The 21,445-nt window shown below is 70.7% G+C and carries 21 protein-coding genes; 12 read left to right on the top strand and 9 right to left on the bottom strand.

The window, feature by feature from the left end; all coding sequences use genetic code 11:
- Window positions 1-68 precede the first annotated feature (68 nt).
- Window positions 69-371: a hypothetical protein gene (locus ACTOQ3_RS00695; protein ID WP_440081367.1), complete on the bottom strand. Its 303-nt coding sequence runs from the start codon at window positions 369-371 to the stop codon at window positions 69-71.
- A gap of 109 nt (window positions 372-480) precedes the next feature.
- Entirely contained in the window at window positions 481-729 is a 249-nt protein-coding gene (locus ACTOQ3_RS00690) for a hypothetical protein (protein WP_440081366.1), read from the bottom strand.
- A 147-nt stretch (window positions 730-876) separates the two neighbouring features.
- Between ACTOQ3_RS00690 and ACTOQ3_RS00685 the strand changes: the two genes are divergently transcribed.
- Window positions 877-1,542 carry a hypothetical protein gene (locus tag ACTOQ3_RS00685; RefSeq protein WP_440081365.1) on the top strand — a complete coding sequence of 222 codons (666 nt, stop codon included), beginning with the start codon at window positions 877-879 and terminating at the stop codon, window positions 1,540-1,542.
- A 162-nt stretch (window positions 1,543-1,704) separates the two neighbouring features.
- Here ACTOQ3_RS00685 and ACTOQ3_RS00680 read toward each other — a convergent pair whose 3' ends face one another.
- Together ACTOQ3_RS00680 and ACTOQ3_RS00675 are read right to left on the bottom strand one after the other, a co-directional pair.
- On the bottom strand, window positions 1,705-2,490 hold the full coding sequence (locus ACTOQ3_RS00680) for an NIPSNAP family protein (protein ID WP_440081364.1): 786 nt from the start codon (window positions 2,488-2,490) through the stop codon (window positions 1,705-1,707).
- Between the two features lie 181 nt (window positions 2,491-2,671).
- Window positions 2,672-3,151 (bottom strand): PepSY domain-containing protein, encoded by a 480-nt coding sequence (locus ACTOQ3_RS00675; RefSeq protein WP_440081363.1) that lies wholly within the window; start codon window positions 3,149-3,151, stop codon window positions 2,672-2,674.
- 239 nt (window positions 3,152-3,390) lie between these two features.
- Here ACTOQ3_RS00675 and ACTOQ3_RS00670 point away from each other — a divergent pair, with 239 nt between their 5' ends.
- The 7 genes from ACTOQ3_RS00670 (at window position 3,391) to ACTOQ3_RS00640 (ending at window position 9,756) form a co-directional block, all read left to right on the top strand.
- Window positions 3,391-4,884, top strand: a complete 1,494-nt coding sequence (locus ACTOQ3_RS00670) for an Nramp family divalent metal transporter (protein WP_440081362.1) — start codon at window positions 3,391-3,393, stop codon at window positions 4,882-4,884.
- Between the two features lie 326 nt (window positions 4,885-5,210).
- On the top strand, window positions 5,211-5,900 hold the full coding sequence (locus ACTOQ3_RS00665; protein WP_440081361.1) for a hypothetical protein: 690 nt from the start codon (window positions 5,211-5,213) through the stop codon (window positions 5,898-5,900).
- Between the two features lie 180 nt (window positions 5,901-6,080).
- The gene (locus tag ACTOQ3_RS00660; protein WP_440081360.1) at window positions 6,081-6,995 is read left to right on the top strand and encodes a helix-turn-helix domain-containing protein; all 915 of its coding nucleotides are present in this window, start codon (window positions 6,081-6,083) and stop codon (window positions 6,993-6,995) included.
- A gap of 115 nt (window positions 6,996-7,110) precedes the next feature.
- Window positions 7,111-7,953: an SAM-dependent methyltransferase gene (locus ACTOQ3_RS00655; RefSeq protein ID WP_440081359.1), complete on the top strand. Its 843-nt coding sequence runs from the start codon at window positions 7,111-7,113 to the stop codon at window positions 7,951-7,953.
- A 218-nt stretch (window positions 7,954-8,171) separates the two neighbouring features.
- A complete protein-coding gene (locus tag ACTOQ3_RS00650; RefSeq protein ID WP_440065840.1) occupies window positions 8,172-8,633 on the top strand; it encodes a hypothetical protein in 462 nt (153 codons plus the stop codon).
- 165 nt (window positions 8,634-8,798) lie between these two features.
- A complete protein-coding gene (locus ACTOQ3_RS00645; protein WP_440081358.1) occupies window positions 8,799-9,386 on the top strand; it encodes a TetR/AcrR family transcriptional regulator in 588 nt (195 codons plus the stop codon).
- Between the two features lie 145 nt (window positions 9,387-9,531).
- On the top strand, window positions 9,532-9,756 hold the full coding sequence (locus tag ACTOQ3_RS00640; RefSeq protein ID WP_440065842.1) for a hypothetical protein: 225 nt from the start codon (window positions 9,532-9,534) through the stop codon (window positions 9,754-9,756).
- A gap of 129 nt (window positions 9,757-9,885) precedes the next feature.
- Here the strand turns inward: ACTOQ3_RS00640 and ACTOQ3_RS00635 are convergent, their stop codons facing one another.
- Together ACTOQ3_RS00635 and ACTOQ3_RS00630 are read right to left on the bottom strand one after the other, a co-directional pair.
- Complete coding sequence (locus ACTOQ3_RS00635; RefSeq protein WP_440081357.1) at window positions 9,886-11,070, bottom strand: helix-turn-helix domain-containing protein; 1,185 nt, start codon at window positions 11,068-11,070, stop codon at window positions 9,886-9,888.
- Window positions 11,057-12,067, bottom strand: coding sequence for a hypothetical protein (locus tag ACTOQ3_RS00630; RefSeq protein WP_440081356.1), 1,011 nt, complete (start codon window positions 12,065-12,067; stop codon window positions 11,057-11,059). Before ACTOQ3_RS00630 ends, ACTOQ3_RS00635 begins: the two co-directional genes overlap by 14 nt.
- 190 nt (window positions 12,068-12,257) lie before the next feature.
- Here ACTOQ3_RS00630 and ACTOQ3_RS00625 point away from each other — a divergent pair, with 190 nt between their 5' ends.
- Together ACTOQ3_RS00625 and ACTOQ3_RS00620 are read left to right on the top strand one after the other, a co-directional pair.
- Window positions 12,258-12,470 (top strand): hypothetical protein, encoded by a 213-nt coding sequence (locus tag ACTOQ3_RS00625; protein WP_440081355.1) that lies wholly within the window; start codon window positions 12,258-12,260, stop codon window positions 12,468-12,470.
- A 516-nt stretch (window positions 12,471-12,986) separates the two neighbouring features.
- Window positions 12,987-15,227 (top strand): family 2 encapsulin nanocompartment cargo protein terpene cyclase, encoded by a 2,241-nt coding sequence (locus ACTOQ3_RS00620; RefSeq protein WP_440081354.1) that lies wholly within the window; start codon window positions 12,987-12,989, stop codon window positions 15,225-15,227.
- Between the two features lie 127 nt (window positions 15,228-15,354).
- On the opposite strand, the gene ACTOQ3_RS00615 is transcribed toward ACTOQ3_RS00620, so the two are convergent.
- From ACTOQ3_RS00615 to ACTOQ3_RS00605, 3 genes are all read right to left on the bottom strand, one after another.
- On the bottom strand, window positions 15,355-16,428 hold the full coding sequence (locus ACTOQ3_RS00615) for a YihY/virulence factor BrkB family protein (protein ID WP_440081353.1): 1,074 nt from the start codon (window positions 16,426-16,428) through the stop codon (window positions 15,355-15,357).
- Window positions 16,429-16,687: 259 nt separating this feature from the next.
- Window positions 16,688-17,560 carry a class I SAM-dependent methyltransferase gene (locus ACTOQ3_RS00610; protein WP_440081352.1) on the bottom strand — a complete coding sequence of 291 codons (873 nt, stop codon included), beginning with the start codon at window positions 17,558-17,560 and terminating at the stop codon, window positions 16,688-16,690.
- 128 nt (window positions 17,561-17,688) lie between these two features.
- A complete protein-coding gene (locus ACTOQ3_RS00605; RefSeq protein WP_440081351.1) occupies window positions 17,689-18,282 on the bottom strand; it encodes a helix-turn-helix domain-containing protein in 594 nt (197 codons plus the stop codon).
- A gap of 102 nt (window positions 18,283-18,384) precedes the next feature.
- Here ACTOQ3_RS00605 and ACTOQ3_RS00600 point away from each other — a divergent pair, with 102 nt between their 5' ends.
- Together ACTOQ3_RS00600 and ACTOQ3_RS00595 are read left to right on the top strand one after the other, a co-directional pair.
- A complete protein-coding gene (locus tag ACTOQ3_RS00600) occupies window positions 18,385-19,392 on the top strand; it encodes an NAD(P)/FAD-dependent oxidoreductase (protein ID WP_440081350.1) in 1,008 nt (335 codons plus the stop codon).
- A gap of 173 nt (window positions 19,393-19,565) precedes the next feature.
- A complete protein-coding gene (locus ACTOQ3_RS00595) occupies window positions 19,566-21,110 on the top strand; it encodes an MFS transporter (RefSeq protein ID WP_440081349.1) in 1,545 nt (514 codons plus the stop codon).
- The last annotated feature ends 335 nt before the right edge of the window (window positions 21,111-21,445 follow it).

The following is a 21,445-nucleotide window of genomic DNA, read 5'->3' as shown; positions in this document are numbered from 1 at the left end:
GACGGGCGGACGCGGAGGCAGGACGCGTCCCTCGGACGCGCCCTGCCTCCGATCGTCCGACGGCGGGGCTACACGCCCGCGCGCGAGGGAATCCTGCCCTCGGTGTCGGTGTACGAGCCGCGGAGTGACTCCTGCTCGGCGGAGGACCGCATCTCCTCGCGGTTCTCCTCCAGACGCAGGGCGACTCCCATCGCGAAGAAGGTCGGCGCCCACTCGCCCACGAAGATCCCCCACCGGTCCGCCCGGTCGACTCCCGCGTGCTCCTTCGAGTTCGACGTGAACCACGCCGCGACCGACGCGCCGATCGAGGCGAGCCCGGCGACGTACATCATGCTGGACTTCACGCCCATCTTGTGAAGCATATTGATCATTTCATCCCCCTGATGATGGTTCGTTCTTATGGTTACCCCGGGAAATGGCGGATAACCGAATGTGACGAGCCGCAGGTGGAGGTATCTCGGCCGAGTGGATCTCGTCGTCCTATGTCGTCTCGCGCGGTCTCGCGTGGTCGCGCTCGCTCTCCCCGCCGAGGCGTTTGAGGAGGTCCTCGCGCCTGGCTTCGAGCTCGCCGACGAGGATCTCCTGCTCGTCGGCCTGGTTGATCATCATCGACCGCTCGGTGGGGTCGGTGGGACCGACCTCCCCGACCTGCCTTCGCATGTCGGCGACCTCGGCACGCAGTCTCTCCAGGTCCTCTTCGACCTGCCGCAGTTCTTCCTGAACGCTCATTTGCTGTCCATACCCCTGCTTCCGGCCTCGACTCCACGGTTCTGGCCGTCTCGCCCGGTCCCGCTCGCCGGTCCCGCGATCTCGGCGGCCGGGAGGCGCTCCGCGCGGCGGCGGGAACCCGGCAGGCCCGGCCGGTGTACCTCCCGCATGAGAAGAATCCTTTTCCTCCTGGCGTTCATCGTCCCCCTGCTCGCCCTCGGCGCCCCGGCACGGGCGGGAGGCTGGGCACTCACCGTGATGGACCCGGTCCCGGTGACGAGCCCGGACACGACGTACACCCTCGGCTTCTGGCTGCTCCAGCACGGCACCCACCCGTACGAGGGCGGCGACCTGGGCGAGGTCGCGCTGAAGTTCACCGACGGCACGAGGAGTTTCACGTTCTCCGGCGTGGAGCTGAAGGAGCCCGCCCACTACGCCGCCGCGGTCTCCCTGCCCAAGGGCACCTGGGAGGTGGAGGGGATCCAGGGCTGGTTCGCACCCCACCGGATCGGCACCCTGACGGTGCCCGGCCGGCTGGAGGTCGCCCCGATTCCCGAGGACCTCAAGCGGTCGATCGCCGCCCAGCCGCAGCGGGACTACTGGGGCGTGATCCGCCCGCCGGGCGTCCCCGTCGGCGACGGCACTCCCTCCGAGTTCGCCGGCCCCACGCCCGCCGCCACTCCGGCGGCGGCGCCCGCCGGAGGCTCACCGGTGGAGACGACCACCGTCGCGGTCGTGGAGCAGGAAACCTGGTGGCGGCCCCCGTACGTGCTGGCGGCGCTTGCGGGGATCGCCGCTCTCACGGCTCTCGCCTACCGGGTACGGCGACGCTGACCGCCGGGGCGGGTACGGCGGCGCCGAACGCCGTGGGCGGGCCGGGCGGCTCGCCCACGGAGCGGGTCGGGTCGGGTCGGGTCGGTGGAGTCTCGCCCGCGGCTGGGGGCGGCGGAGTCTCGCGCATGGCCCGGGTCGATGGAGTCTCGCCCGCGGCCCGGGTCAGCGGAGCAGGGATCTCGCCGTCGGCGTCAGGTTCAGCCGCTCGGGAGGAGCGACCAGGCGCGCCGACAGCTCGGGAAGCACTTCCCGTGTCCACCTCGCCGAACGCGCGAGCCGTGCGGCGTGCTCGTCGTGCCGTTCCCGGCTCGCGAAGGCGGAGAACCACACGAAGACGTCTTCGCCGGTCCGTACCGGCAATGCGGGGTAGGTGTTCTCGGCGTGTTCGGTCCGCAGGCGGGCCAGCGGGGCGGCGCCCGTCTCCGCCAGCAGCGGCGCCACCCGGTCATCGAAGAACCGGGCGAACTCGTCGCCGGGTACGTCCGGGTGGCAGACGGTCGCGGTGAACCACGACGAGGTCGCCTCGTCGCTCGCAGGGGGACCGGCCGTCGCCGCGCCGCCCGCCGCGGGACGGGCGGCGCCCGACAGGTCGAAGCCCGCTCCCGGGGCCGACGGGCGGAGCAGCAGGACGTCGTCCGAGTCGATCATCGTCCCGTTGGCCTCGTCGCGGTGGGCCTTCCACGCCGGTCCTCCGTAGAAGGCCGCCAGCGCCCCGGCCCGCGACTCCATGTCACGGAACCCGCGCAGCCAGACGAACCGCTCCGGGTCGTCCCGGTCGCGGAACTGGCCGACGACGCGCATGCCCACGGCCTCCTGGGACTCGACGAACTCCCTGTCGAACAGGGTGACCAGGTCGTCCCTCCTGCCGGGGTGCAGCGTGTACCGCCTCAGTTCGAGGATCGGGCAGCAGGTGTTCTCCGCCTGCCCGTGACGGGCGTCGTTCGTCACCGTGATCGGTCCTTCCCGGAACTGCTCAGTGGTGCCCGCATGCTAGGAGCAGGTCACTGACACCTTGCGTCAGTGACCTGCTCCCGTGGCCGGGCCGCCACCGTCGTGTCCGGCCGGTTCGAGCGCGGAGCCCGTGACACGCGAGGTGTCACGGGCTCCTTCGCCGTCAGTCGTAACCCCGTCAGTCGTCGTCCTGGTCGTCGGTGTCGGTGTCGGTGTCGTTGGCGTCGTTGGCGTCGTCGGCGTCGTCGGCGGCCCGCTCGGCGGCGGTCTCGGTCTCCTGGTCCTGCTCCAGGATCGCGCCGCTGGTGGCGTCGACGTCGAACTCGTGCTCCACGTCACCCTCGAGGAGCTCGATCTCCCAGCTGGTGGGAGTCTTGTCGCCGTCGAACTCGGCCTTGACGAGCTTGGCGCCGGGCACCTTGTCCTGAGCGATCTTGATGGCCGCGTCCCGCTTGACCTTGGCCTCCGCCTCGCCGGGCGCGGGGGTCGCGGGAGTGGTCCGGGCCCCGGGCGTCTCGGTCACCGGTACGGGAGTCGTCGCCGTACCGCTGGGGGCCGGGGTGGGCGTCGCGGTTCCGGCGAAGGCTACTGCGCCGCCTCCGGAGACGACGGCGAGAAGTCCGGCGGCGGCGATGGTGAGTTTCGTCGTGTTTCGCATGTCCCCAAGCCTGCCGGGGCTCCCGTTAGCGGCACGCTGCGGAAACCCTAAAGGCAGGTTAAGGCCGTCGAGCGGCTCCGGCTCCCTGTCTTCCCGCACCCGCCTCGGTGCGATCCGGTCGCCGGGGACCGCACGGGAATCCGGGAGATGACCGCGGGGACATCACGAATGGGGTCTTGCCGAAGTGCGGTCAGAGGATCACTGTCGGAGCAGGGGGGTTCCAACCCTGGAGGATCGCCATGACTGAAGTCACCCGGTCCCATCCGCTCGGAGTCAGCCGCCCGGATCTCGCCGTCGCGGACCTGCCCGAGCCCGAGGAGGTCTTCGGAGTCTCCCGGCTCGGCAAGAAGGAGTTGTTCAAGTACGCCGTCGGTCCCAGCCTCATCGCGCTCGGCATCTCCATCGGCAGCGGCGAGTGGCTGCTGGGACCGCAGGCCGTCGGCCAGTACGGGTTCGTCGGGGTGGGCTGGGTCATCCTGATCTCGGCCATCCTGCAGACCTTCTACAACGTCGAGTGCTCGCGCTACGTCGTGGCCACCGGTGAGGCGCCGGTGGTCGGCTGGGGGCGGGTCCCGCCCGGCTTCCAGCTCTGGGTGCCGCTCTCGGTCTTCGTCGTGATCTTCGCGTTCATCGCCGGAGGCTGGGCCGCCTCCGCCGGGCAGGGCGTCTACGCGCTCGTCCACGGGGAGATCGCACCCGCCGGAGCCGAGGAACCCCGGCTGTGGGCGATCGGCCTGCTCCTGCTCGTCTTCGCCATCACCGCCGCCGCCCGCAGGATCAGCCGGGCCCTGGAACTCGCCAACTGGGGAATGATCAGCACGATCCTGGTCGCGCTGCTGGTCATCGACCTGTTCGTGGTGCCGTTCGAGATCTGGTGGGACGCGATCCGCGGTTTCGTCACCCCCGCGGCGCCACCGGCGGGGATCACCGCCACCCAGCTCGGCGCGCTGGCCGGGTTCACCGCGCTCGCCTCCGGGCTGAACTGGTACGTCATGGGCCACTACCGCGACAAGGGCTACGGCATGGGCTACCGGACCGGGTTCATCGCCGGGATGCGCGGGCCGAAGAGCGAGCTGCTGGCCAGCGGCGTGACCTTCCCGGACGACGCGGCGAACGCGGGCCGCTGGCGCCGCTGGTACCGCCTGCTGCTGGTCGACATGTGGGGCGTCTTCTTCGTCGGGGCCGTCCTCGGGATGCTGCTGCCCACCATCCTGATGGCCAGGGCGGTCGAGCTGTCCGGCGAGCGGCCGACCCAGGAGAACGTCCCGACGTTCGTGGCGAGTGCCCTGGGCGACGAATACGGCCAGGCCATGTTCGTCGGCGCGCTGATCCTGGGAGTGCTGATCCTCTTCTCCACCCAGCTCGGCATCTTCGAGGCGATGGTCCGGGTGGTGACCGACGCCGCCCACGCCACCAGCCCCCGGCTGCGGGTGCTCATCGAGGGTGATCCCCGCAGGTTCTACTACCCGTTCATGTTCGGGCTGCTGGTGGTCATCGCCGTCGTGCTGCACCTGGCACTCCCGGTGAGCCTGGTGCAGTGGTCGGCCAACATGTCCAACCTGGGCGCGCTGATCTATCCGTTCATGCTCATGTACCTCAACGCCAGGTTGCCCCGCCCGGCACGTCCCCGCTGGTGGCACTACGTGATCCTGGTGCTGAACTTCCTGTTCTTCGGTTTCTTCTTCGTCAACTTCATCGCCGACTTCATCGGCGATCCGCTGGTCACCTTCTGACCCCTCCCGAGCCCGCCGATCCCTCTCTGGCCCGGCCGCTCCTGTCCTGGCCGGTCATGTCCCCGCGTCCCCCTGTCCCCGCGTTCCCGTGCCGGACCTCCGTCGCGGGGACGCGGTGCGACGGCGGGGGAGGACGGCGGTGGAGGGGGCGGGTGACGTCGGCTGAACCCGGCACGCCGATCCTGCGTACCTGCTGGCGAAAGCGACCTCGAAACCGGTGGCGCGAGGCTGGACCCGAGCTGTGGTCCCGGCTCGCGGCCGGGCGCGATCCGCCGTCGTGCCCGCACGCCCTCGATGACGCGGACCTCCACGCTGGAAGGATTGGGATGGACGACATCACGGCCTCCGTCGGGACTCTTCACCCCCGCTCTGGGGCTTCGTGCCCCTCGTGGTGCGAGCGCGAGCACTCCACCACGTACGTCACCCACGCGGCCGACATCGCCGAGTTGCGCAATCCCGACGGGTCCACGGTGACCGTCACGCTCTCCCAGCACGTCCAGCCGGGGTACGTGGGGGAGCAGGTGGTGCGCGTCTACACCTGCCTTGGCGAGGAGACCGGCATCGCCGACCTGTCGCCGGACTCCGCCGAGGCGGTCGGGCGCTCGATCGTCTCCTTCTCGCCTGACGGATCCATGCGCGCGTACGGGCTCGCCCTGCAACGGGCCGCCGCCCACCTGCTGCTTCCCGGGCTGGAGGTGTCCCGTGACGGGGCGGACGCGGCGAGGCCGGTCAAGGTGCCCGGCCGGTCCTCCGCCGAGTCGCCCTCGCAGGAGAAGCTGTTCAGGATCGCGTTCCTGTCCGGCTATCTCAACGTGACGAGGGCGCCGGAACCGTTGAGCGGGGGCGTGGTCGAGCGCCGTCTCAGCCGGGTGCTGTCGCCGAGGGAGATGAGCGAGCTGCGCGACATCGTGCGTGGCATGTTGTCGCGCCGTGCCGCCGCGAGCCGGGGAGCCTTCCGCGGCGACGCGCACGGCGACATGCGCGAGAACACGTACGACCTCGCGTCGGGACTGTAGCGCCGTGCCGGGGGATTTCGGACACGGTCCGCCGGGTGGGAAAGCGGCGGAAAGGAGATTTGTCTCGGTATGCACTTGCGGTTGCAAGTGCATACGCAAGTGCGTGTGCAACGGAGCTGTGCGAAACGCGTTGTATATGTGAAACTGTGGCACCGTAGAGAGGTGCGACAGGGAGCCCACATGGCCAGACAGACCGCGGAAGACAGCGGCGAGCAAGGCGGCGTTCTCGCGTACGCGGGCGGTGGCGGCCCCACCATCCTGCGGATTCTCCTGGGTGCCCAGCTGCGGAGGCTGCGCGTCGCCAGGGACATCACCCGCGAGCAGGCCGGCTACGCCATCCGCGCCTCCCACGCCAAGATCAGCCGGCTGGAGCTCGGGAGGGTCGGCTTCAAGGAACGCGATGTCGCGGACCTGCTGACGATGTACGGGGTGACCGATACCCAGGAAAGGGCCCCGCTGCTCACGCTGGCCCGCCAGGCCAACGCCCCCGGCTGGTGGCACAAGTACGGAGACCTGCTCCCCAACTGGTTCGAGGTCTACGTCGGGCTCGAAGAGGCCGCCTCGATCGTCCGGACCTACGAGGTGCAGTTCATCCCCGGCCTCCTGCAGAGTCCCGAATACGCGCGGGCCGTCATCATGCTCGTGCACGGCGGCGCCACCGCGGACGAGGTCGACCGCCGCGTCGCGCTCCGCATGGCCCGCCAGGAGCGCCTGACCAGGCCGGACGCCCCGACGCTCTGGGCCGTGATGGACGAGGCCGTGCTGCGCCGGCCCATCGGCGGGCCCCAGGTGCTGCGCGCCCAGATCGACCACCTGCTCGACGTCGTCGAGTTGCCCAACGTCAGGCTGCAGATCATGCCGTTCGATCGGGGCGGTCACGCCGCGGCCGGTGGCCCGTTCTCCATCCTGCGCTTCCCCGAGCGGGACCTGCCCGACGTGGTCTACATGGAGCAGCTGACGAGCGCCCTGTACGTGGACAAGCTCGAGGAGACCGACCACTACATGCAGGTCATGGACCGCCTGTGCATCCAGGCGTACTCCGTCTCCGAGAGCAAGGGGTTCCTGCGCGACCTCCGCGAGGAGCTCTCGGACTGACCGGGCTTGCCATGGTTTCAGGGGAATCGCGATGTCCGATGACTGGGAGCTGACTTATCCAGTCATCAGGCGAAATATCGGTTCATGATCTAAAGGTGTCGGTCGCTCGTCTACCATGCGGGAAAGACGTGGTGAAGGCGAGGATATGACCGAGCACGAGCAGGCTCCGCCGGGAATCGACCCTGCGGTCCCGAGTGTGGCCCGTATGTATGACTACTACCTGGGCGGCAAGGACAACTTCGCCTCCGACCGGATCGCCGGAGAGAAGATCGTTGAGCTCGTCCCCAACGTCAAGGACGTGGCGCGCTCCAACCGGGCCTTCCTCGGGCGCACCGTGCGGCATCTCGTCGCCGCGGGGATCCGCCAGTTCATCGACATCGGCACGGGTCTGCCGACGCAGGAGAACGTGCACCAGGTCGTCCTGCGCGAGGCGCCGGACTCCCGGATCGTGTACGTCGACAACGACCCCATCGTGCTCGTCCACGCCCGCGCGCTGCTCGCCGACAACGCGCAGACCATCGTGATCCCCGGGGACCTGCGGGAGCCGGAGGCGATCCTCGACCACCCGGACGTCCGCGAGCGCATCGACTTCGACCAGCCGGTCGCCGTCCTCATGGTGTCCATCCTGCACTTCGTCGCCGACGACGAGGCGGTCTCCGGCATCGCCGCCTCCTTTGGGAAGCGGCTGGTCTCCGGCAGCCATGTGGTGATCTCCCACGTCACCTCGGGCGACCTCACCGAGGAGCAGGTCCGCCAGGGCCGCGGCGTCTACGGCACGACCACCGCGGGCGGCATCTTCCCCCGTACCCTCACCCAGATCCGAGGTCTGTTCGACGGGCTGGAGATGCTCGAACCCGGCCTGGTGCCCGTCTACGACTGGCGGCCCGACTCCGGCGACGTCGTCATCCCGCCGGGAGCCGGAGCCGTCACCGTGGGAGCCGTCGGGCGCGTCCCGTAGGACCGTCCAGCCCCCGTCCGCGCTCCTCCCGGGGAGCGCGGACGAGGATCCCCGGGGCGCACGGACGGCGGCCCCCGGGCGCGGGCGTCCGAGACACCGAGACCTCGCAACCGGACGGGGCCGCGGCCCCGCCGGCCCCCGGCTCCCTCAAGCTCCCCTCGGCCGACACCGGGCCGGGAAACGGTGAACCCGCCGGAGCCGGTGAGCGTATCTGAAGGATGTTGACACATTCGCGCCAGACCGGTGTCGCCAGGAACGCCCGGGTGGTCGCCACGGTGATTCTCGCCCTGTCCTTCTCCCTCGCCTGCAGCGCGGACCAGCCCGTGAGCTCCCCCGCCGCCGCGGCCGGAATCGCGGCCCCCGCGGGCCCGCCCCCAACCGTCGAGCAGCTCGCCAAGAAGGTCGACTGCAAGCCCCGGATCCAGGTCGACGCGGTCGACATCCGGACGGGAGCCTGCAAGACCTCCGTCGGCCAGTTCTTCATCAGCACCTTCGTCACCCAGTCCGGCAAGGACCAGTGGATGGACCAGGCTCCGGAGTACAACCCGCACCTGGTCGGGGAGCTGTGGACCGTGCTCGGCGCCAGGAAGGTCCTGGACGAGCTGCGCGTGACGCTGGGCGGAGACCTGCACCTGACCGACCACCGGGTGACCCCGACCCCCACGCCGCCCGCCGGGTGACGAGCGCGGCCGGCCCGTGCCGGGCGAACGCGCCCGGCACGGGCCGGGGCCGCGACACGTCCGGGCACCCGCCCGTCGGACATCGCTTGCCATAGCGGTGCTAGATGTGCGAGCGGCATTATTGCTAGCGGGGATCGGCTCGATAGCGGTGCTAGCATCTGCGGGATGTCCACACAGGAGCGCCGCGAGCGCGAGCGGGCGCGACGCCATCGGCTGATCGTGACGGTCGCTCGCGAGCTGGCCGAGGCCGAGGGATGGGAGGCGGTCACGACGCGCCGTCTCGCCGAGCGTATCGAATACAGCCAGCCGGTCCTCTACAGCCACTTCGCGGGCAAGGACGCCATCGTGGCGGCCGTCGCCCTGGAAGGCTTCGCCGAGCTCGCCGCCGAGCTGGGCAAGGCCCGCGCGACGGCCGGTACCCCGCGCGAGGCGCTCGCCGCCCTGATTCACGCCTACGCCGGCTTCGCCCGCCTGAACCCGTCGCTGTACGACGCCATGCTCACCCTCGCCGTCGACCTGCCCTTCGGCCGTCCCGACACCCCCGCTCCGCTCCAGGCCGCCTTCACCGAGTTCCGCGACGCGATCGCCGCCTTCGCCGCCGGCCGCGACACCGGCATCCTGGCCGAGGTCGCCTGGGGTTCCGTGCACGGTCTCGTCACCCTCACCCGCAGCGGCCGTCTTCCGGCGGACCACCACGAGCGACGGCTGGCGATGCTGATCGACCAGCTCGCCGCGTCCGCCGACCGGCGGTAGCCCCTCGGATTCCCCGCCCGGTGCCGGTGGTCTCGCGCACGCGTTTCCCGCCGGGCTCCCGGGTTCTCAGGGAGCGCGAACTTTATCCCTGAATGAAATAGATACGGCATTGCCTGCTGATTCGCCGGTCCGTAGCATCCGTCCCATGTCCATCACACGTGAGTTCGCCTACGCATCGCCCTCGCGTCCCGCTGACGGCGAGTGCGTGTGGTATCGCTCCAAAGGCGATCTCTACGACCTGATTCGCACGGGCAGCAACGGAGATTTCCGCTATCACATCTTTCATGCCCGCGACGGCCGCTATCTCCAGGCCTTCGCCTCCTGGCAGGACGGCCTGGAGTGGATCAAGGAGCGGGTCGAGGACGAGTAGTGCGGTCCGGCCGGGATCCGCGGCCCCGGTGCTCGCCGCGCCGCACGCGGAACTCCGGGGCGGAGCCGGGTCCTGGACGCCTTCCGGCGGGCACGGACATCCGAAGCCGGTGCCCGCCGGGACGGGGAGTCAGGGCACCAGGCGCAGCGCGGGGCGCTGGTCGGGCAGGTCGAGCAGCTCGCGCACCCGGGAGACGGGCCAGGCCAGCTGGGCGGCGAGTCGCGCCATGGTGAGGCCGGTCTCGGAGACGGCCAGGTCGAAGGCCCTGCGCAGCAGCACGGGCTGCTCGCCGGGATAGCCGCTGATCGGCTCGGCGGCGAAGCCAGGCTGGTCGCGCAGCGTCTTGAGCCGCTGGTAGGCGCGGCTCGCCGCCGAATCGGAGATCAGGCCGACCTCGCGGCAGCGGTACAGCAGGGAGTCGACCGACACGCCCCAGGTGTGCTTGAGCTCGACCAGCCTGCGCAGGTCGAGGCGGCCGGGCAGCTCCGGCAGGATGCTGTCGCGCGGGGTCAGGAACTCGGCGGCGAAGACGTCGGCCTCCCGCTCCTGCTGGGTGTCTCCCGACGCGGTGTCGCCGTGCAGAACCAGGTGCCCCAGCTCGTGGGCGGCGGTGAAGCGGTAGCGGTGGATGTCGTCGAACCGGTTGGCGGTCAGCACCACGATCGGACGGGGCAGCTGGGAGGTGGAGAAGGCGTCCACCGTGGTGGCGTCCTCGTCGGGCGGCGGGAGGACCACGACGATCCCGTGGGCCTCCATGTGCCGGACGATGTGCGACAGCGGGCCGGTGCCCAGCCCCCAGAGTCGCCGCAGGGCGCGAGCGGCCTGGGCGGGGTCGCTGGGAAGCTCCACGCCGGAGTGGACCTCGCCGCCGGAGAAGCCGGGGAGGGCGACGTGCGGCAGCCTGACCTGCCTCTCCAGGGCGTGGGCCAGCTCCCACACCTGCTCGACGAAGGCCGCGGCCTTGGCCCGCTGGTGCGCGCGGGTGGAGCGCAGGCTCCTGAAATGCGCCATGGACCCGTCCAGCTTGCCGTGCGGCCGGCCCAGCAGGAAGAACGCCGGCGGTACGCCGAGCGCGTCGGCCAGGCGGGGAACGAGGTCGGGCCGGGGACGGGTCATGCCCGTCTCGTACTGCCCCACCGCCGCGGGAGTGACGCCGATCCGTTCGGCCAGATCCTTCTTGGTCATCCCCGCGAGCTGTCGCGCCTGGGTCAGCCGTCCCTGGTCGAACGCGTCCGCCACGGCCTGCGGGCTCGGCCCGCCGCTCCCGGAGACGCCGGGAGCGCCGAACAGAGGGGGCTGGTTACGGTTGCTCATTGTCGCCGGTGACCACGGTTTCCTCGGGTGCCTCGCTGCTTACGGGGAAGATCTTGCCACTCTTCCGCTCGACCGGAGACCTCGTGCTCAACGCGAGGGTGGGTACGAGGCCGTCGTCGAAGCGTGACGCGGCACCGGGCTCGGCCGTCCACCGGCCACGGACGGCCCCGGGGGAGGCGGCGGTCAGCGGGATCGGCTCGTGGTGCAGCCACCGGATCCTGCCGAACTCGTCGATGAGTTCCGCCTCTCCCCAGTAGAGCCGCAGCAGGCCGGCCTGCGCGTTGCCCGCGTAGGCGATCGGAACCAGCCGGGTGTCGCCGGGCAGCCCGGTGAGGGCGGGACGCACCGTGGCCGGCCCGTCCGCCCCGGCGGACAGGTCCAGCTCCTCCTGCGCGGGCTGGACGGACTCCTCCCCGAGCGTCAGGTCCAGCTCCTCCTGGCGGTAGGAGGTCGCCGGGCCGAACCGGTCGAACAGCTCGCGCACCAGCGAGGAGATCCGGCCGTCGCTGACGCGGGCCTCGGAGATCGGTGTGCGGTCGTCCTCGGCGTAGCGGAAGGGCAGCAGCAGGTTGCCGCCCAGGACCACCAGGTGGTGCGGCGAGCCGTGCGGCCTGACCAGCTGGAAACCCGGCTCGTCGCGCAGCCCCTCGGCGATCGCCTCGTAGCGCCTGGCCATCATGGTGAAGCCGTAGGTGTACCGCTTGTCGCTGTGCCCGGAACTCTGCGCGTCCTGCGCGTTGCCCATCGCCTCCAGCAGCGACGCGGCCAGCCGCCCGCGTACGGCGTCGGCGCGGTCGCCGAACCGCTCGCTCGCCCAACTCGACACCCGGCCCGGCACCCGGTCCGCCCCCTGGCCGGGCACCCGGCCCGACCTCGTCCTGCCCGGTCCCTCCTGGGACGATCTCGGGGACGACTCCTGGGACGACAACGACGACCCCGCGCCCATCGGCGACCTCCGCTCGGACTTCGTTCCGTGCCGGGCGATCGTCGCCGACACTTCATTTCCGCGCATCATACTCCCGCCGAAGCTCTAGTTGATGTTGCGTGTCTCTCGTGTCGCGGTTGGTGACGGTTGACTCCCCGCCGGGACCGCGGCCGGGCCGATCCCGGCAGGCAGGGGCGAGGATTAGGGGTCGAGGGTGTGGAGCCGGGGCTAAATGAACTGTGAACTGTCGGTGGGACAGGCAATGATTGCTCCCATCATGGTCATCTCCCCGTCCCTCCCGTTCACCGCCACGACGTCCCCGAGCGGCGACATCGTGGTCTTCTACGTCGGCACCGAGCCCCGCATGACACCGGAACAGGCGCTCGCGTTCGCCGACATGCTCCGTGACCTCGCGACCGGCGTGCGACGTCCCGTCCTGGCCGGAACGTCGGCCGGCGCGCATCGGCTGTCCTGATCGAGAGGCCTCGCCGGTCCTGGCCGGGTGCTCGCCGGTTCTGACCGGCGCTCGCCCGTCCCCGCTCGTCCGCGCCTGCCCTAGCCCGCCCTCGCCCGCCCTCGCCGGTCCCCGGTGCCGGACGGGCGAGGGTTCCCGCGCGTCCGGGACCGGTGTCGCGGCCCCGGCTTCGACCGCGGTCCCGGCCCTGGCCCCGAACCCGTCCCGGGACCCGGAGCCCGACCCCGCTCCGCACCGGAGACCCGCGGCCACGCCCGGACCCTGACCTCGGGGACCTCGGGGACCTCGGGGACCTCGGGGACCTCGGGCGGGACCGGAGCGCGCCACGGGTGCGCCGTGGGTATTCATGGCAATCCCTTTCACTCTCCGTGGTCATTGCGTAACGTTCTGGCTGGCGAGGCTTCCGGAGGGCAGGCCGTCTCGCCGATCCGCCCACCCGCTACTCCGTCGCGGTCCCGGCGTCCGATGCCCAGGGCGTTCCCGAAAGCGTCGAAGTCAGATATGGAAGGACAGAACATGCAACCCTTCGAGCTCCCTGACTTCTACCTGCCGTATCCGGCCAGGCTGAACCCCCACGTGGAGACCGCGCGCGAGCACACCAGGGCCTGGGCGCACGCCATGGGCATTCTCGACCCCGAGCTCGGCATCTGGGACGAGCACAAGCTCGACGCCATGGACTACGGCCTGCTGTGCGCCTACACCCACCCCGACGCCCCCGCCGCCGAGCTCGACCTCATCACCGACTGGTACGTGTGGGTGTTCTTCTTCGACGACCACTTCCTGGAGACCTTCAAGCGCAGCGGCGACCTGACCGGGGCCAAGGAGTACCTCGACAGGCTGGCGGCCTTCATGCCGGTGCGTCCCACGGGCCCGTCCCCCGAGCCGGAGAATCCGGTGGAGCGTGGCCTCGCCGACCTGTGGGCCCGCACGATCCCGGCCATGTCCGCCGGCTGGCGGGCCAGGTTCGTCGAGAGCACGAAGAACCTCCTCGACGAGTCCCTGTGGGAGCTGGCCAACATCAACGCGGGACGCGTTGCCAACCCGATCGAGTACGTCGAGATGCGGCGCAAGGTCGGCGGCGCCCCCTGGTCGGCCAACCTGGTCGAGCACGCGGCGGGCGCCGAGGTCCCGGCCGCCGTCGCCGCGAGCAGGCCGATGCGCGTGCTGAGAGACACCTTCTCCGACGCGGTGCACCTGCGCAACGACCTCTTCTCCTACGAGCGCGAGGTCGGCGAGGAGGGCGAGCTCAGCAACGGCGTGCTGGTCTTCGAGCGCTTCCTGGGCTACGACACCCAGCGGGCCGCCGACGCCGTCAACGACCTGATCACCTCCCGGCTGCACCAGTTCGAGAACACCGTTCTCACCGAGCTGCCCCCGCTCTTCGAGGAGCACGGCCTGGACCTGAGGTCCCGCCTCGACGTCCTCGCCTACGTCAAGGGGCTCCAGGACTGGCAGTCGGGCGGCCACGAGTGGCACATGCGCTCCAGCCGCTACATGAACGGGGCCTCGCGGGCGGCCCCGGTGGCCCCGGCCCTGCTCGGCGGGCCGACCGGCCTGGGTGTCTCGGCGGCGCGCATCAGGCTGGCGCCCGGCGTCACGGGGCCGGGGGGCGTCAGAAGCCACACCCACGTCCCCCTCCGGAAGGTGGGGCCGCTGCCGCTGCCCGAGATCTACATGCCGTACACCGCCCGGATGAATCCCCACCTCGACGCCTCCCGCCGCAACGCCGTGGAATGGGCGCGCGAGATGGGGATGTTCGAGCAGCTCCCCGGCTTCCCCGGCCTGGCCGTCTGGACCGAGCACAAGCTCGACACCTACGACTTCGCCATCTGCGCCGGCGCCATCAATCCGGACGCCCCCGGTCCCGAGCTGGACATCTCGACGTTCTGGCTCACCTGGGGGACCTACGCCGACGACTACTTCCCGGTCGTGTTCGGGCCGCGCCGCGACATGGCGGGCGCGAAGGTGTTCAACGAGCGGCTGTCGGCGTTCATGCCGCTGGACCTCTCCGCCACCCCGCCGCCGGTCAACCCGATCGAGCGGGGCCTGGCCGACCTGTGGTTCCGTACGGCGGCCCCCATGTCGGAGGCCGCGCGCGCCGGGTTCCGCCGGGCCGTCGAGGACATGACGGAGAGCTGGCTGTGGGAGCTGGCCAACCACATCCAGAACCGGGTCCCCGACCCGGTCGACTACATCGAGATGCGCCGCAGGACCTTCGGCTCCGACCTCACGATGAGCCTGTCGCGGCTGGCCCACGGCCAGGCGGTGCCGCCCGAGATCTACGACACCCGGACGATGCGCGGCCTGGACGACTCGGCCGCCGACTACGCCTGCCTGGTCAACGACCTCTGCTCGTACCAGAAGGAGATCCAGTTCGAGGGCGAGCTGCACAACTGCGTCCTGGTGGTCCAGGACTTCCTGAACTGCGACGCGCGGCAGGCCGCCGACATCGTCAACGACCTGATGACGTCCCGGATGCGGCAGTTCGAGCACATCGTCGCCACCGAGCTCCCGGCTCTCTGCGACGACTTCGACCTCGACGGGGAGGCCAGGGAGGCGCTCAACGGATACGTGGCGGAGCTGCAGGACTGGATGGCCGGCGTGCTGCTGTGGCACATGAAGACGCGCCGCTACGACGAGTCCGAGCTGCGCTACCCGCCCGCGACGGTCCGCCCGGTCGGCGCCCCCGCCGGTCTCGGCACCGCGGCCGCGCGCGTCGGATCGCCGCTACGGGTGGTGCCGGCTCCGCTCCCCTGACAGGACGAGGGGTTCGGGACCGAAGCCGTCCCGCTGTCTCCCGGGCGGGGCCGGCGCGGCAGGTGGGCGAGGGCGGCCTTGTCGGCTCGCCGGCCTTCTGGAGGGTCACGGCTGCCCGCCGGCGAGGTCAGCGCGCTCGCCGCGTTCTGAAGTCGTACCTGCGCGGCCTGGCGCGCGGCGGTGCCTGCGCCTGCGGTCGCGGCTCCGCTTCTGGCTCCGTCTCCGCTTCCGCCTGCGCCGGCGACTCCGCCCTGATCTCGGGGATCGCCGGCGCGGTGACGACCTCCGTGCGCGGCTCGCCCACGGGTCGCCGCGTGGTCAGGTCGATGACCGTGCCGTGACCGCTGGTCGCGGCGTGCGAGGCGGCGAACAGGATGAGCACGTTCACCAGCTTCAGGAACAGCAGCATGCCCACCGCGCCCGCGACGACCTGGTACGCCGGACTCGCCGAGCTGAAGTTGAGATAGACCTGTCCGATCGTCTTCAGCAGTTCCAGCCCGATGGTGATGACCAGGGCCGGTCCGATCACCCGCCGCGGCGACAGGCGCAGTCGAGGAGGCAGCGTCAGCAACGCCATCGACAGCAGGAGGTTCACGCAGATGCCGAGCACGAAGGCGACCGCGGACAGCGTCCACTGCGCCGGCAGTGCCTCGACCCCGACCGTCTGCCCGGCCAGCCAGGTCAGCGCGGTCTGGGCGCCGAAGGACAGGGTCAGCGAGACCGACAACAGCAGGCCGAGCATGACCAGTACGGCCAGGTCGATCAGCCACCGGAGGAAGAAGTCGCCCGGATACTGCTCCAGGCCCCAGACCGCCCGCATGGAGGAGCGCATCGAGTCGATCCAGAACAGGCCGGTCAGCGGGAGGCCGAACGAGGCGATCACCCCGGCCGTGTCCCGCGCGTCGCGCAGCGCCTGCACGTCCAGCCGCGGGAACGTGTCGCTCAGGTAACCCTCCACCTGGGCGATCGCGGCGGGCGTGTCCAGCACGTGACCCATGATCACGAAGGCCAGCAGGGCCAGCGCGAAGATGGCATAGAACGCGTAGTAGGTCATGCCCGCGGACAGGCGGCCCGCGTCGGTGCGGTCGTAGTGGACGGCGGCCCGGACAAGGTGGTCGAACCAGCCGCACCGGTGCCGCATCGCGGCCCATGCCCTGACGAACCCGCTGGTCCACCGGCTCGCCCCGGGGGTGGCCTTCATGACGGCGCACTCTACCCTCAGGCGGGCGTTTCACCGCTTGTGAACCGGCCGATCGTGGTGACCTCTGGAGTGACGCGGCTCGCCGTCGTTACCAACTGCCACGAGAGAGCGGGTTCTGGCCCACTTTCGATGATCAGCTACTCAGGGTGAGCTCGGCGAGGGAATCCTGACGCTGCTTCTCTTTGTCGCGATCTTGTGACGGGTCCCTCCGTCACTACCGGATTTGTGCCGGAGGCGTTTGGTCGACAGACCCTCGCGGTCAGGTACGGCGGGCGGCCCAAACGGTGCGTTCGGTGCGTACCGTCAGGTCGTCGCGGCGCAGGATGCTGTGCGGGCTGCTGACGTCGAGGAGCTGGGCGAGCGCGGTGAGGTCCTCGGGGGAGAGCCTGTCGGCGATGACGCTGTGGATGCGCTGCAGGACCCCGAGGGCGTAGCGGCCGATCGCTTTGCTGCGGTCGCCCTCGATGTTCACGGCGATGGTGCATTCGTCTTCGACGATGAAGCCGGCGGCGGTCAGCATCGGGCCCCAGTCGGCGCCGCGGTGGGGCATGTGTTCGGCTTGGCGGCGGTCGGCTGCGGCGTGGACGCGCTCTTCCAGGCCGGACCGGTCCTTGGGGGCGCCCTCGGGCAGGAAGCGGGGATGGCCGGCCAGTTCGACGACGGCGAACAGGCCGCCGGGCGCGAGCGTGTCGTGGACGGTGCGCAGCGCGCGCTCAGGGTGGGCCATGTGGTGCATCGAGGCCGATGCCCAGATCAGGTCCGGTGAGCCGAGGTCGGGCCAGGCGGCTTCATCCAGGTCGGCCTGCACGGTGCGCACGCGTTTCTCGGCGCCGCGGACGCACGCCTTGGTGCGCAGGCGCTGAAGGTGTTCGACGGACGTGTCGACGGCGGTGACGTACGCGTCGGGGAAGCGGTCGAGAAGGGCGAAGGTGCCCGCGCCCGTGCCGCAGCCCAGGTCCACGATCTGACGCGGGCTTGTCTTCAGCGGCAGCCATGCGGTGATGGAGGCTGTGTGCTCGGCGAGGACCTCGGCGTCCAGGTCGAGGATCTCCGCCTGGCCGCTGGTGTCCTGCTCGTGGTGGTGGCCGTGCGAAGCACCGTGGTGGGAGATATGCGTATGTGTTTGGTTCATGCTCTTCACATTAGGAGCTCTATGCGCCAGAGGCGTGACATCTTGCCGTTTGCGCAAGAGGATGGTCGCGGGTGCTGCCTGGCGCGCAAGAGGTCACTGATGCGGAGCCGGTCGTGCGACTCGCGCCGTCATCCGGGAGAGCCTTGAGCGTCGCTGCCGCCGTCGTCGCGCTGGTGGCCGCGGCGTGCGTCATGGTCGAAGAGGCCCAAGATCTCGCAGGGCCCGCCCTCGGCGCCGATCGCGTGCGGCATCATCGTGGGGAACTCGGCGGCCTGGTTGGTCTCGACGCGGAAACGGCGCTGGCCGAGCAGGAGGATCGCGGTGCCGGACAGCACGACGAGCCACTCGCGCCCCGGATGGGCGCGCATGCGGGCGGGGTTGTCGGGCGGGGGGTCGGTCAGGCGCTGGCGCACCACGCTCATGCCGGGGTAGGCCTTCAGAAGCCAGCGCATCCGGCCGTGGGTGCTGTCGATCATCGGGCTGGTGATGACGTCGTCGGTGGCGGTCTCCACGAGCTGATCCAGCGTGGTGTCCAGGGCGCGGGCGAGGGTGACCAGCTGGTCCAGTGCGAGGCGGCGCTGGCCGTTTTCGATACGGCTCAGTGAGGACTGACTGAGGTGGGCGCGGGTGGCCAGTTCCTCCAGTGACCAGCCCTGCGCCACCCGCAGCGCGCGGATGCGTTTGCGCACGAGGCTGTCCAGCTCTCCACTTTCTTGCGTCATAGGCAACATTGTATGCCTTAGATGCAATGCGGTTTAGCGTCGTGTGCAAAGGGTCCGCACCGTCCGGGACCGCGCACGACGAAAGAGCAGGAGGACATGGCTGTGACGACTTCTCCGTACGCGAGCGACGCACTGCCCGGTGGGACCGTCGACGCAGTGGTGATCGGCGGGGGCGCCGCAGGGCTGAACGGCGCTTTGATGCTGGCCCGCTCCCGCCGCTCGGTCGTCGTGATCGACAGCGGCTCCCCGCGCAACGCGCCGGCTGCGGCCATGCACGGCTTCATCGTGCTGGACGGCACCCCACCGCACGAGATCCTCCGGCGGGGCCGCGAGCAGGTGCGCCAGTACGGCGGGCGCGTCGTCTTCGGCGAGGTGACCTCTGCCGCCCCGGCCGCCCCGTCAGCCGACGGGGACCTGCGTTTCACCCTCACCCTGGCCGACGGCCGCGGCATCACCGCGCGCCGCCTCCTGGTGGCCACCGGCCTGCGGGACGTGCTGCCCGAGGTCCCCGGCCTCGGGCAGCACTGGGGACACGGTGTGGTGCACTGCCCGTACTGCCACGGCTGGGAGGTGCGCGATCAGCCCATCGGCGTCCTCGCCACCGGCCCGGCCTCCGTCCACCACGCGCTCCTGTTCCGCCAGTTGACCAAGGACCTGACCTACTTCACCCACGGCACTCCCCTGGACGGGGACACCCGCACGCGCTTGGCCGCCCGCGGCATCCGCATCGTCGACACCCCGGTGCGGGAGGTCGTCAACCGCGAGGACGGCACCCTCGCCGGGCTGCGCCTGACGGACGGGCAGGTTGTGGCCCGCCGCGTCCTTGCGGTCGCCACGCAGATGCAGGCCCGCACCGAGGGCCTGGACGGTCTGAAACTGCCGATGGAGGACCTGCCCGACACCATGGGCCGCCGTTTCGTCTCCGGCATGGCCGGCACCACCGAGGTGCCGGGCGTGTGGGTGGCGGGCAACGCCACCGATCTCTCCGCCCAGGTCGGCGCCTCCGCCGCGGCCGGTGCCCTGGCCGGTTCCCACATCAACGCCGTGCTGGCCGCCGCAGACACCGACGCCGCGCTCGCCGCAGCACGGGACGAGACGCCCGCCCCCTGACATCCCCTTGGGGCCCGGCCGCCCGGCCCGCCCCGCCCTGCGTCCGCCAGGCCCCACCCACCCCTTTCACCCGCCGGCCGGCCCTGCCCGGCACCGGCTCGGCATGCCCATTCTGTGAGGAAATCATGAGTACACCCCAGCCCCGGCAAGCCGCACCGGCCAGTGGCGAAGACATGCCGGACGCGCGTCAGCTGCGTACGGTCCTGATCGCCGTCTCCCTCGCGCTGATGTCGGTCATCGCCTCGGTGTCCGGGCTGAACGTCGCGCAGACCCACATGGCCGTGGAGTTCGGCGCCTCGCAGAGCACGGTCCTGTGGATCATCAACATCTACACCCTCGCCCTCGCGGCGCTGCTGCTGCCGCTCGGCGCCATCGGAGACCGCCTGGGCCGCAAGCCCATGCTCCTCACCGGACTGGGCGTCTTCGGCGTCGCCACCGTTGTCTCGGCTCTGGCCCCGACGGCGGAGGTGATGCTCGCCGCGCGCGTCGCCAGCGGTATCGGCGCCGCGATGGTCATGCCGGTCACCCTCGCCGTCATCACCTCCACCTTCCCCGAAGAACAGCGCGCCAAGGCGATCGGCGTGTGGACCGGCGTCGCCGGCGGCGGCGGCATCCTGGGCATGTTCCTCTCCGCCCTCCTCGTCGACGTCGCCACCTGGCGCTGGCTGTTCGCTCTGCCGGTGGCCCTGATCCTCGTGGCCCTGGCCATGACCCTGAAGGCGGTTCCCAACTCCCGCGAGACCTCGGCCCACCACTTCGACACCGCTGGCGCACTGCTCTCCACCCTCGCCGTGACCGGTCTCATCTTCGTCCTGCAGGAAGGCCCCGAACGCGGCTGGACCGCCCCCGCCACCCTGATCAGCCTCGCCGTCGGCCTCCTCGCCGCCGTCGGCTTCGTGGCCTGGGAACTGCGCCGCCGCGACAGCGCACTGCTGGACGTGCGGCTGTTCCGCGAGCGCGGCCTGAGCAGCGGCTCGATCACGCTGCTGGTGGTCTTCGGTGTCCAGGCGGGCATCGGCGTGGTCCTCTTCCCGTACTTGCAGGCCGTGCTCGGCTGGTCCGGGCTGCTGTCCACGGCCGCCATGATGCCCATGGCCGTCATGATGATGGCCGCCTCCGGCCTGGCCCCCAAGCTCGCCGCGGGAATCGGTTCCCGCTCCACCATGGCGGCAGGCATCGCGCTGGCCGGACTCGGTCTCACGCTCATGGCCCTGTTCGTCTCCGTCGAAGGCGGCTACCTGTCCATCCTGCCCGGACTGCTCGCCATGGGACTGGGCATGGGCCTGTCGATGACCCCGTCCACCACTGCCATCACTGCCTCCCTGCCGCGCGCCGAGCAGGGTGTGGCCTCCGCGCTGAACGACGTCACCCGCGAGTTCGGCACCGCACTCGGCGTCGCTCTGCTCGGCGCGCTGCTGACCAACGGCTACCGCGGCGCCATCGACGACCGGCTGCACGGCATCCCCCGGGGAACCGCAGACACCGCGCGCCAAGGCGTCGCCAACGCTGTCGAAGCGGCCGGCAACGCCGGCCCGCGCGCCCAGGACCTGCTCCACGCGGCCCAGCAGTCCTTCGTCGACGGCTGGCAGCAGGCCATGTGGGCAGGAGCCGCCGTCATGGGCGTCCTGTTCGTCTACATCGCCTTCCGCGGCCCCAGGAACACGACTCCCGCGGTCACGGACGAGACAGAAGCCCCCGAGGCCGTCGCCGCCCGATGACCACGTAGGAACCGGGCGCACAGCGAAGACCTCTCGTGTCCTCGTGGCCGGCACACAGGACCCGACGGCGCCCTGCATCTGCGGCCCGAGCGCGGAGAAGGCCGACGAGCAGCCCAAACGGTCAGCGCCGCGGCGAACTCTCGTGGCAGTTGGCAGCTCGCCGTCGCCCCGGACACGGGCCCCGGCTTCGGCCCGATCCACAACGAGCCGACAAAGGTGTCGTTCTGCCGTAGCGCGAGACGCGATTAACCGTATAGAAATACGTCACCACTTCGTTTAAGGCTTGACGTAAGCGCGGCGGCGGCGAGAGAGCGCTCTCTCGGCATCCCGGTGAC

The sequence above is a fragment of the Streptosporangium sp. LJ11 genome (genome assembly GCF_051918945.1).
Lineage (GTDB): Bacteria > Actinomycetota > Actinomycetes > Streptosporangiales > Streptosporangiaceae > Streptosporangium.
Note: the sequence above shows the minus strand (reverse complement) of the source record. Positions and strands in the feature narration are given on the sequence as shown.

Coding starts and splice junctions, on each gene's coding strand:
- ACTOQ3_RS00675 (WP_440081363.1), bottom strand. CDS start 3,151: ATGCGAAACACGACGAAACTCACCATCGCCGCCGCCGGACTTCTCGCC.
- ACTOQ3_RS00685 (WP_440081365.1), top strand. CDS start 877: ATGAGAAGAATCCTTTTCCTCCTGGCGTTCATCGTCCCCCTGCTCGCC.
- ACTOQ3_RS00660 (WP_440081360.1), top strand. CDS start 6,081: ATGGCCAGACAGACCGCGGAAGACAGCGGCGAGCAAGGCGGCGTTCTC.
- ACTOQ3_RS00605 (WP_440081351.1), bottom strand. CDS start 18,282: ATGACGCAAGAAAGTGGAGAGCTGGACAGCCTCGTGCGCAAACGCATC.
- ACTOQ3_RS00635 (WP_440081357.1), bottom strand. CDS start 11,070: ATGAGCAACCGTAACCAGCCCCCTCTGTTCGGCGCTCCCGGCGTCTCC.
- ACTOQ3_RS00645 (WP_440081358.1), top strand. CDS start 8,799: ATGTCCACACAGGAGCGCCGCGAGCGCGAGCGGGCGCGACGCCATCGG.
- ACTOQ3_RS00595 (WP_440081349.1), top strand. CDS start 19,566: ATGCCGGACGCGCGTCAGCTGCGTACGGTCCTGATCGCCGTCTCCCTC.
- ACTOQ3_RS00695 (WP_440081367.1), bottom strand. CDS start 371: ATGATCAATATGCTTCACAAGATGGGCGTGAAGTCCAGCATGATGTAC.
- ACTOQ3_RS00690 (WP_440081366.1), bottom strand. CDS start 729: ATGAGCGTTCAGGAAGAACTGCGGCAGGTCGAAGAGGACCTGGAGAGA.
- ACTOQ3_RS00650 (WP_440065840.1), top strand. CDS start 8,172: ATGTTGACACATTCGCGCCAGACCGGTGTCGCCAGGAACGCCCGGGTG.
- ACTOQ3_RS00665 (WP_440081361.1), top strand. CDS start 5,211: ATGGACGACATCACGGCCTCCGTCGGGACTCTTCACCCCCGCTCTGGG.
- ACTOQ3_RS00670 (WP_440081362.1), top strand. CDS start 3,391: ATGACTGAAGTCACCCGGTCCCATCCGCTCGGAGTCAGCCGCCCGGAT.
- ACTOQ3_RS00620 (WP_440081354.1), top strand. CDS start 12,987: ATGCAACCCTTCGAGCTCCCTGACTTCTACCTGCCGTATCCGGCCAGG.
- ACTOQ3_RS00615 (WP_440081353.1), bottom strand. CDS start 16,428: ATGAAGGCCACCCCCGGGGCGAGCCGGTGGACCAGCGGGTTCGTCAGG.
- ACTOQ3_RS00625 (WP_440081355.1), top strand. CDS start 12,258: ATGATTGCTCCCATCATGGTCATCTCCCCGTCCCTCCCGTTCACCGCC.
- ACTOQ3_RS00640 (WP_440065842.1), top strand. CDS start 9,532: ATGTCCATCACACGTGAGTTCGCCTACGCATCGCCCTCGCGTCCCGCT.
- ACTOQ3_RS00655 (WP_440081359.1), top strand. CDS start 7,111: ATGCGGGAAAGACGTGGTGAAGGCGAGGATATGACCGAGCACGAGCAG.
- ACTOQ3_RS00610 (WP_440081352.1), bottom strand. CDS start 17,560: ATGAACCAAACACATACGCATATCTCCCACCACGGTGCTTCGCACGGC.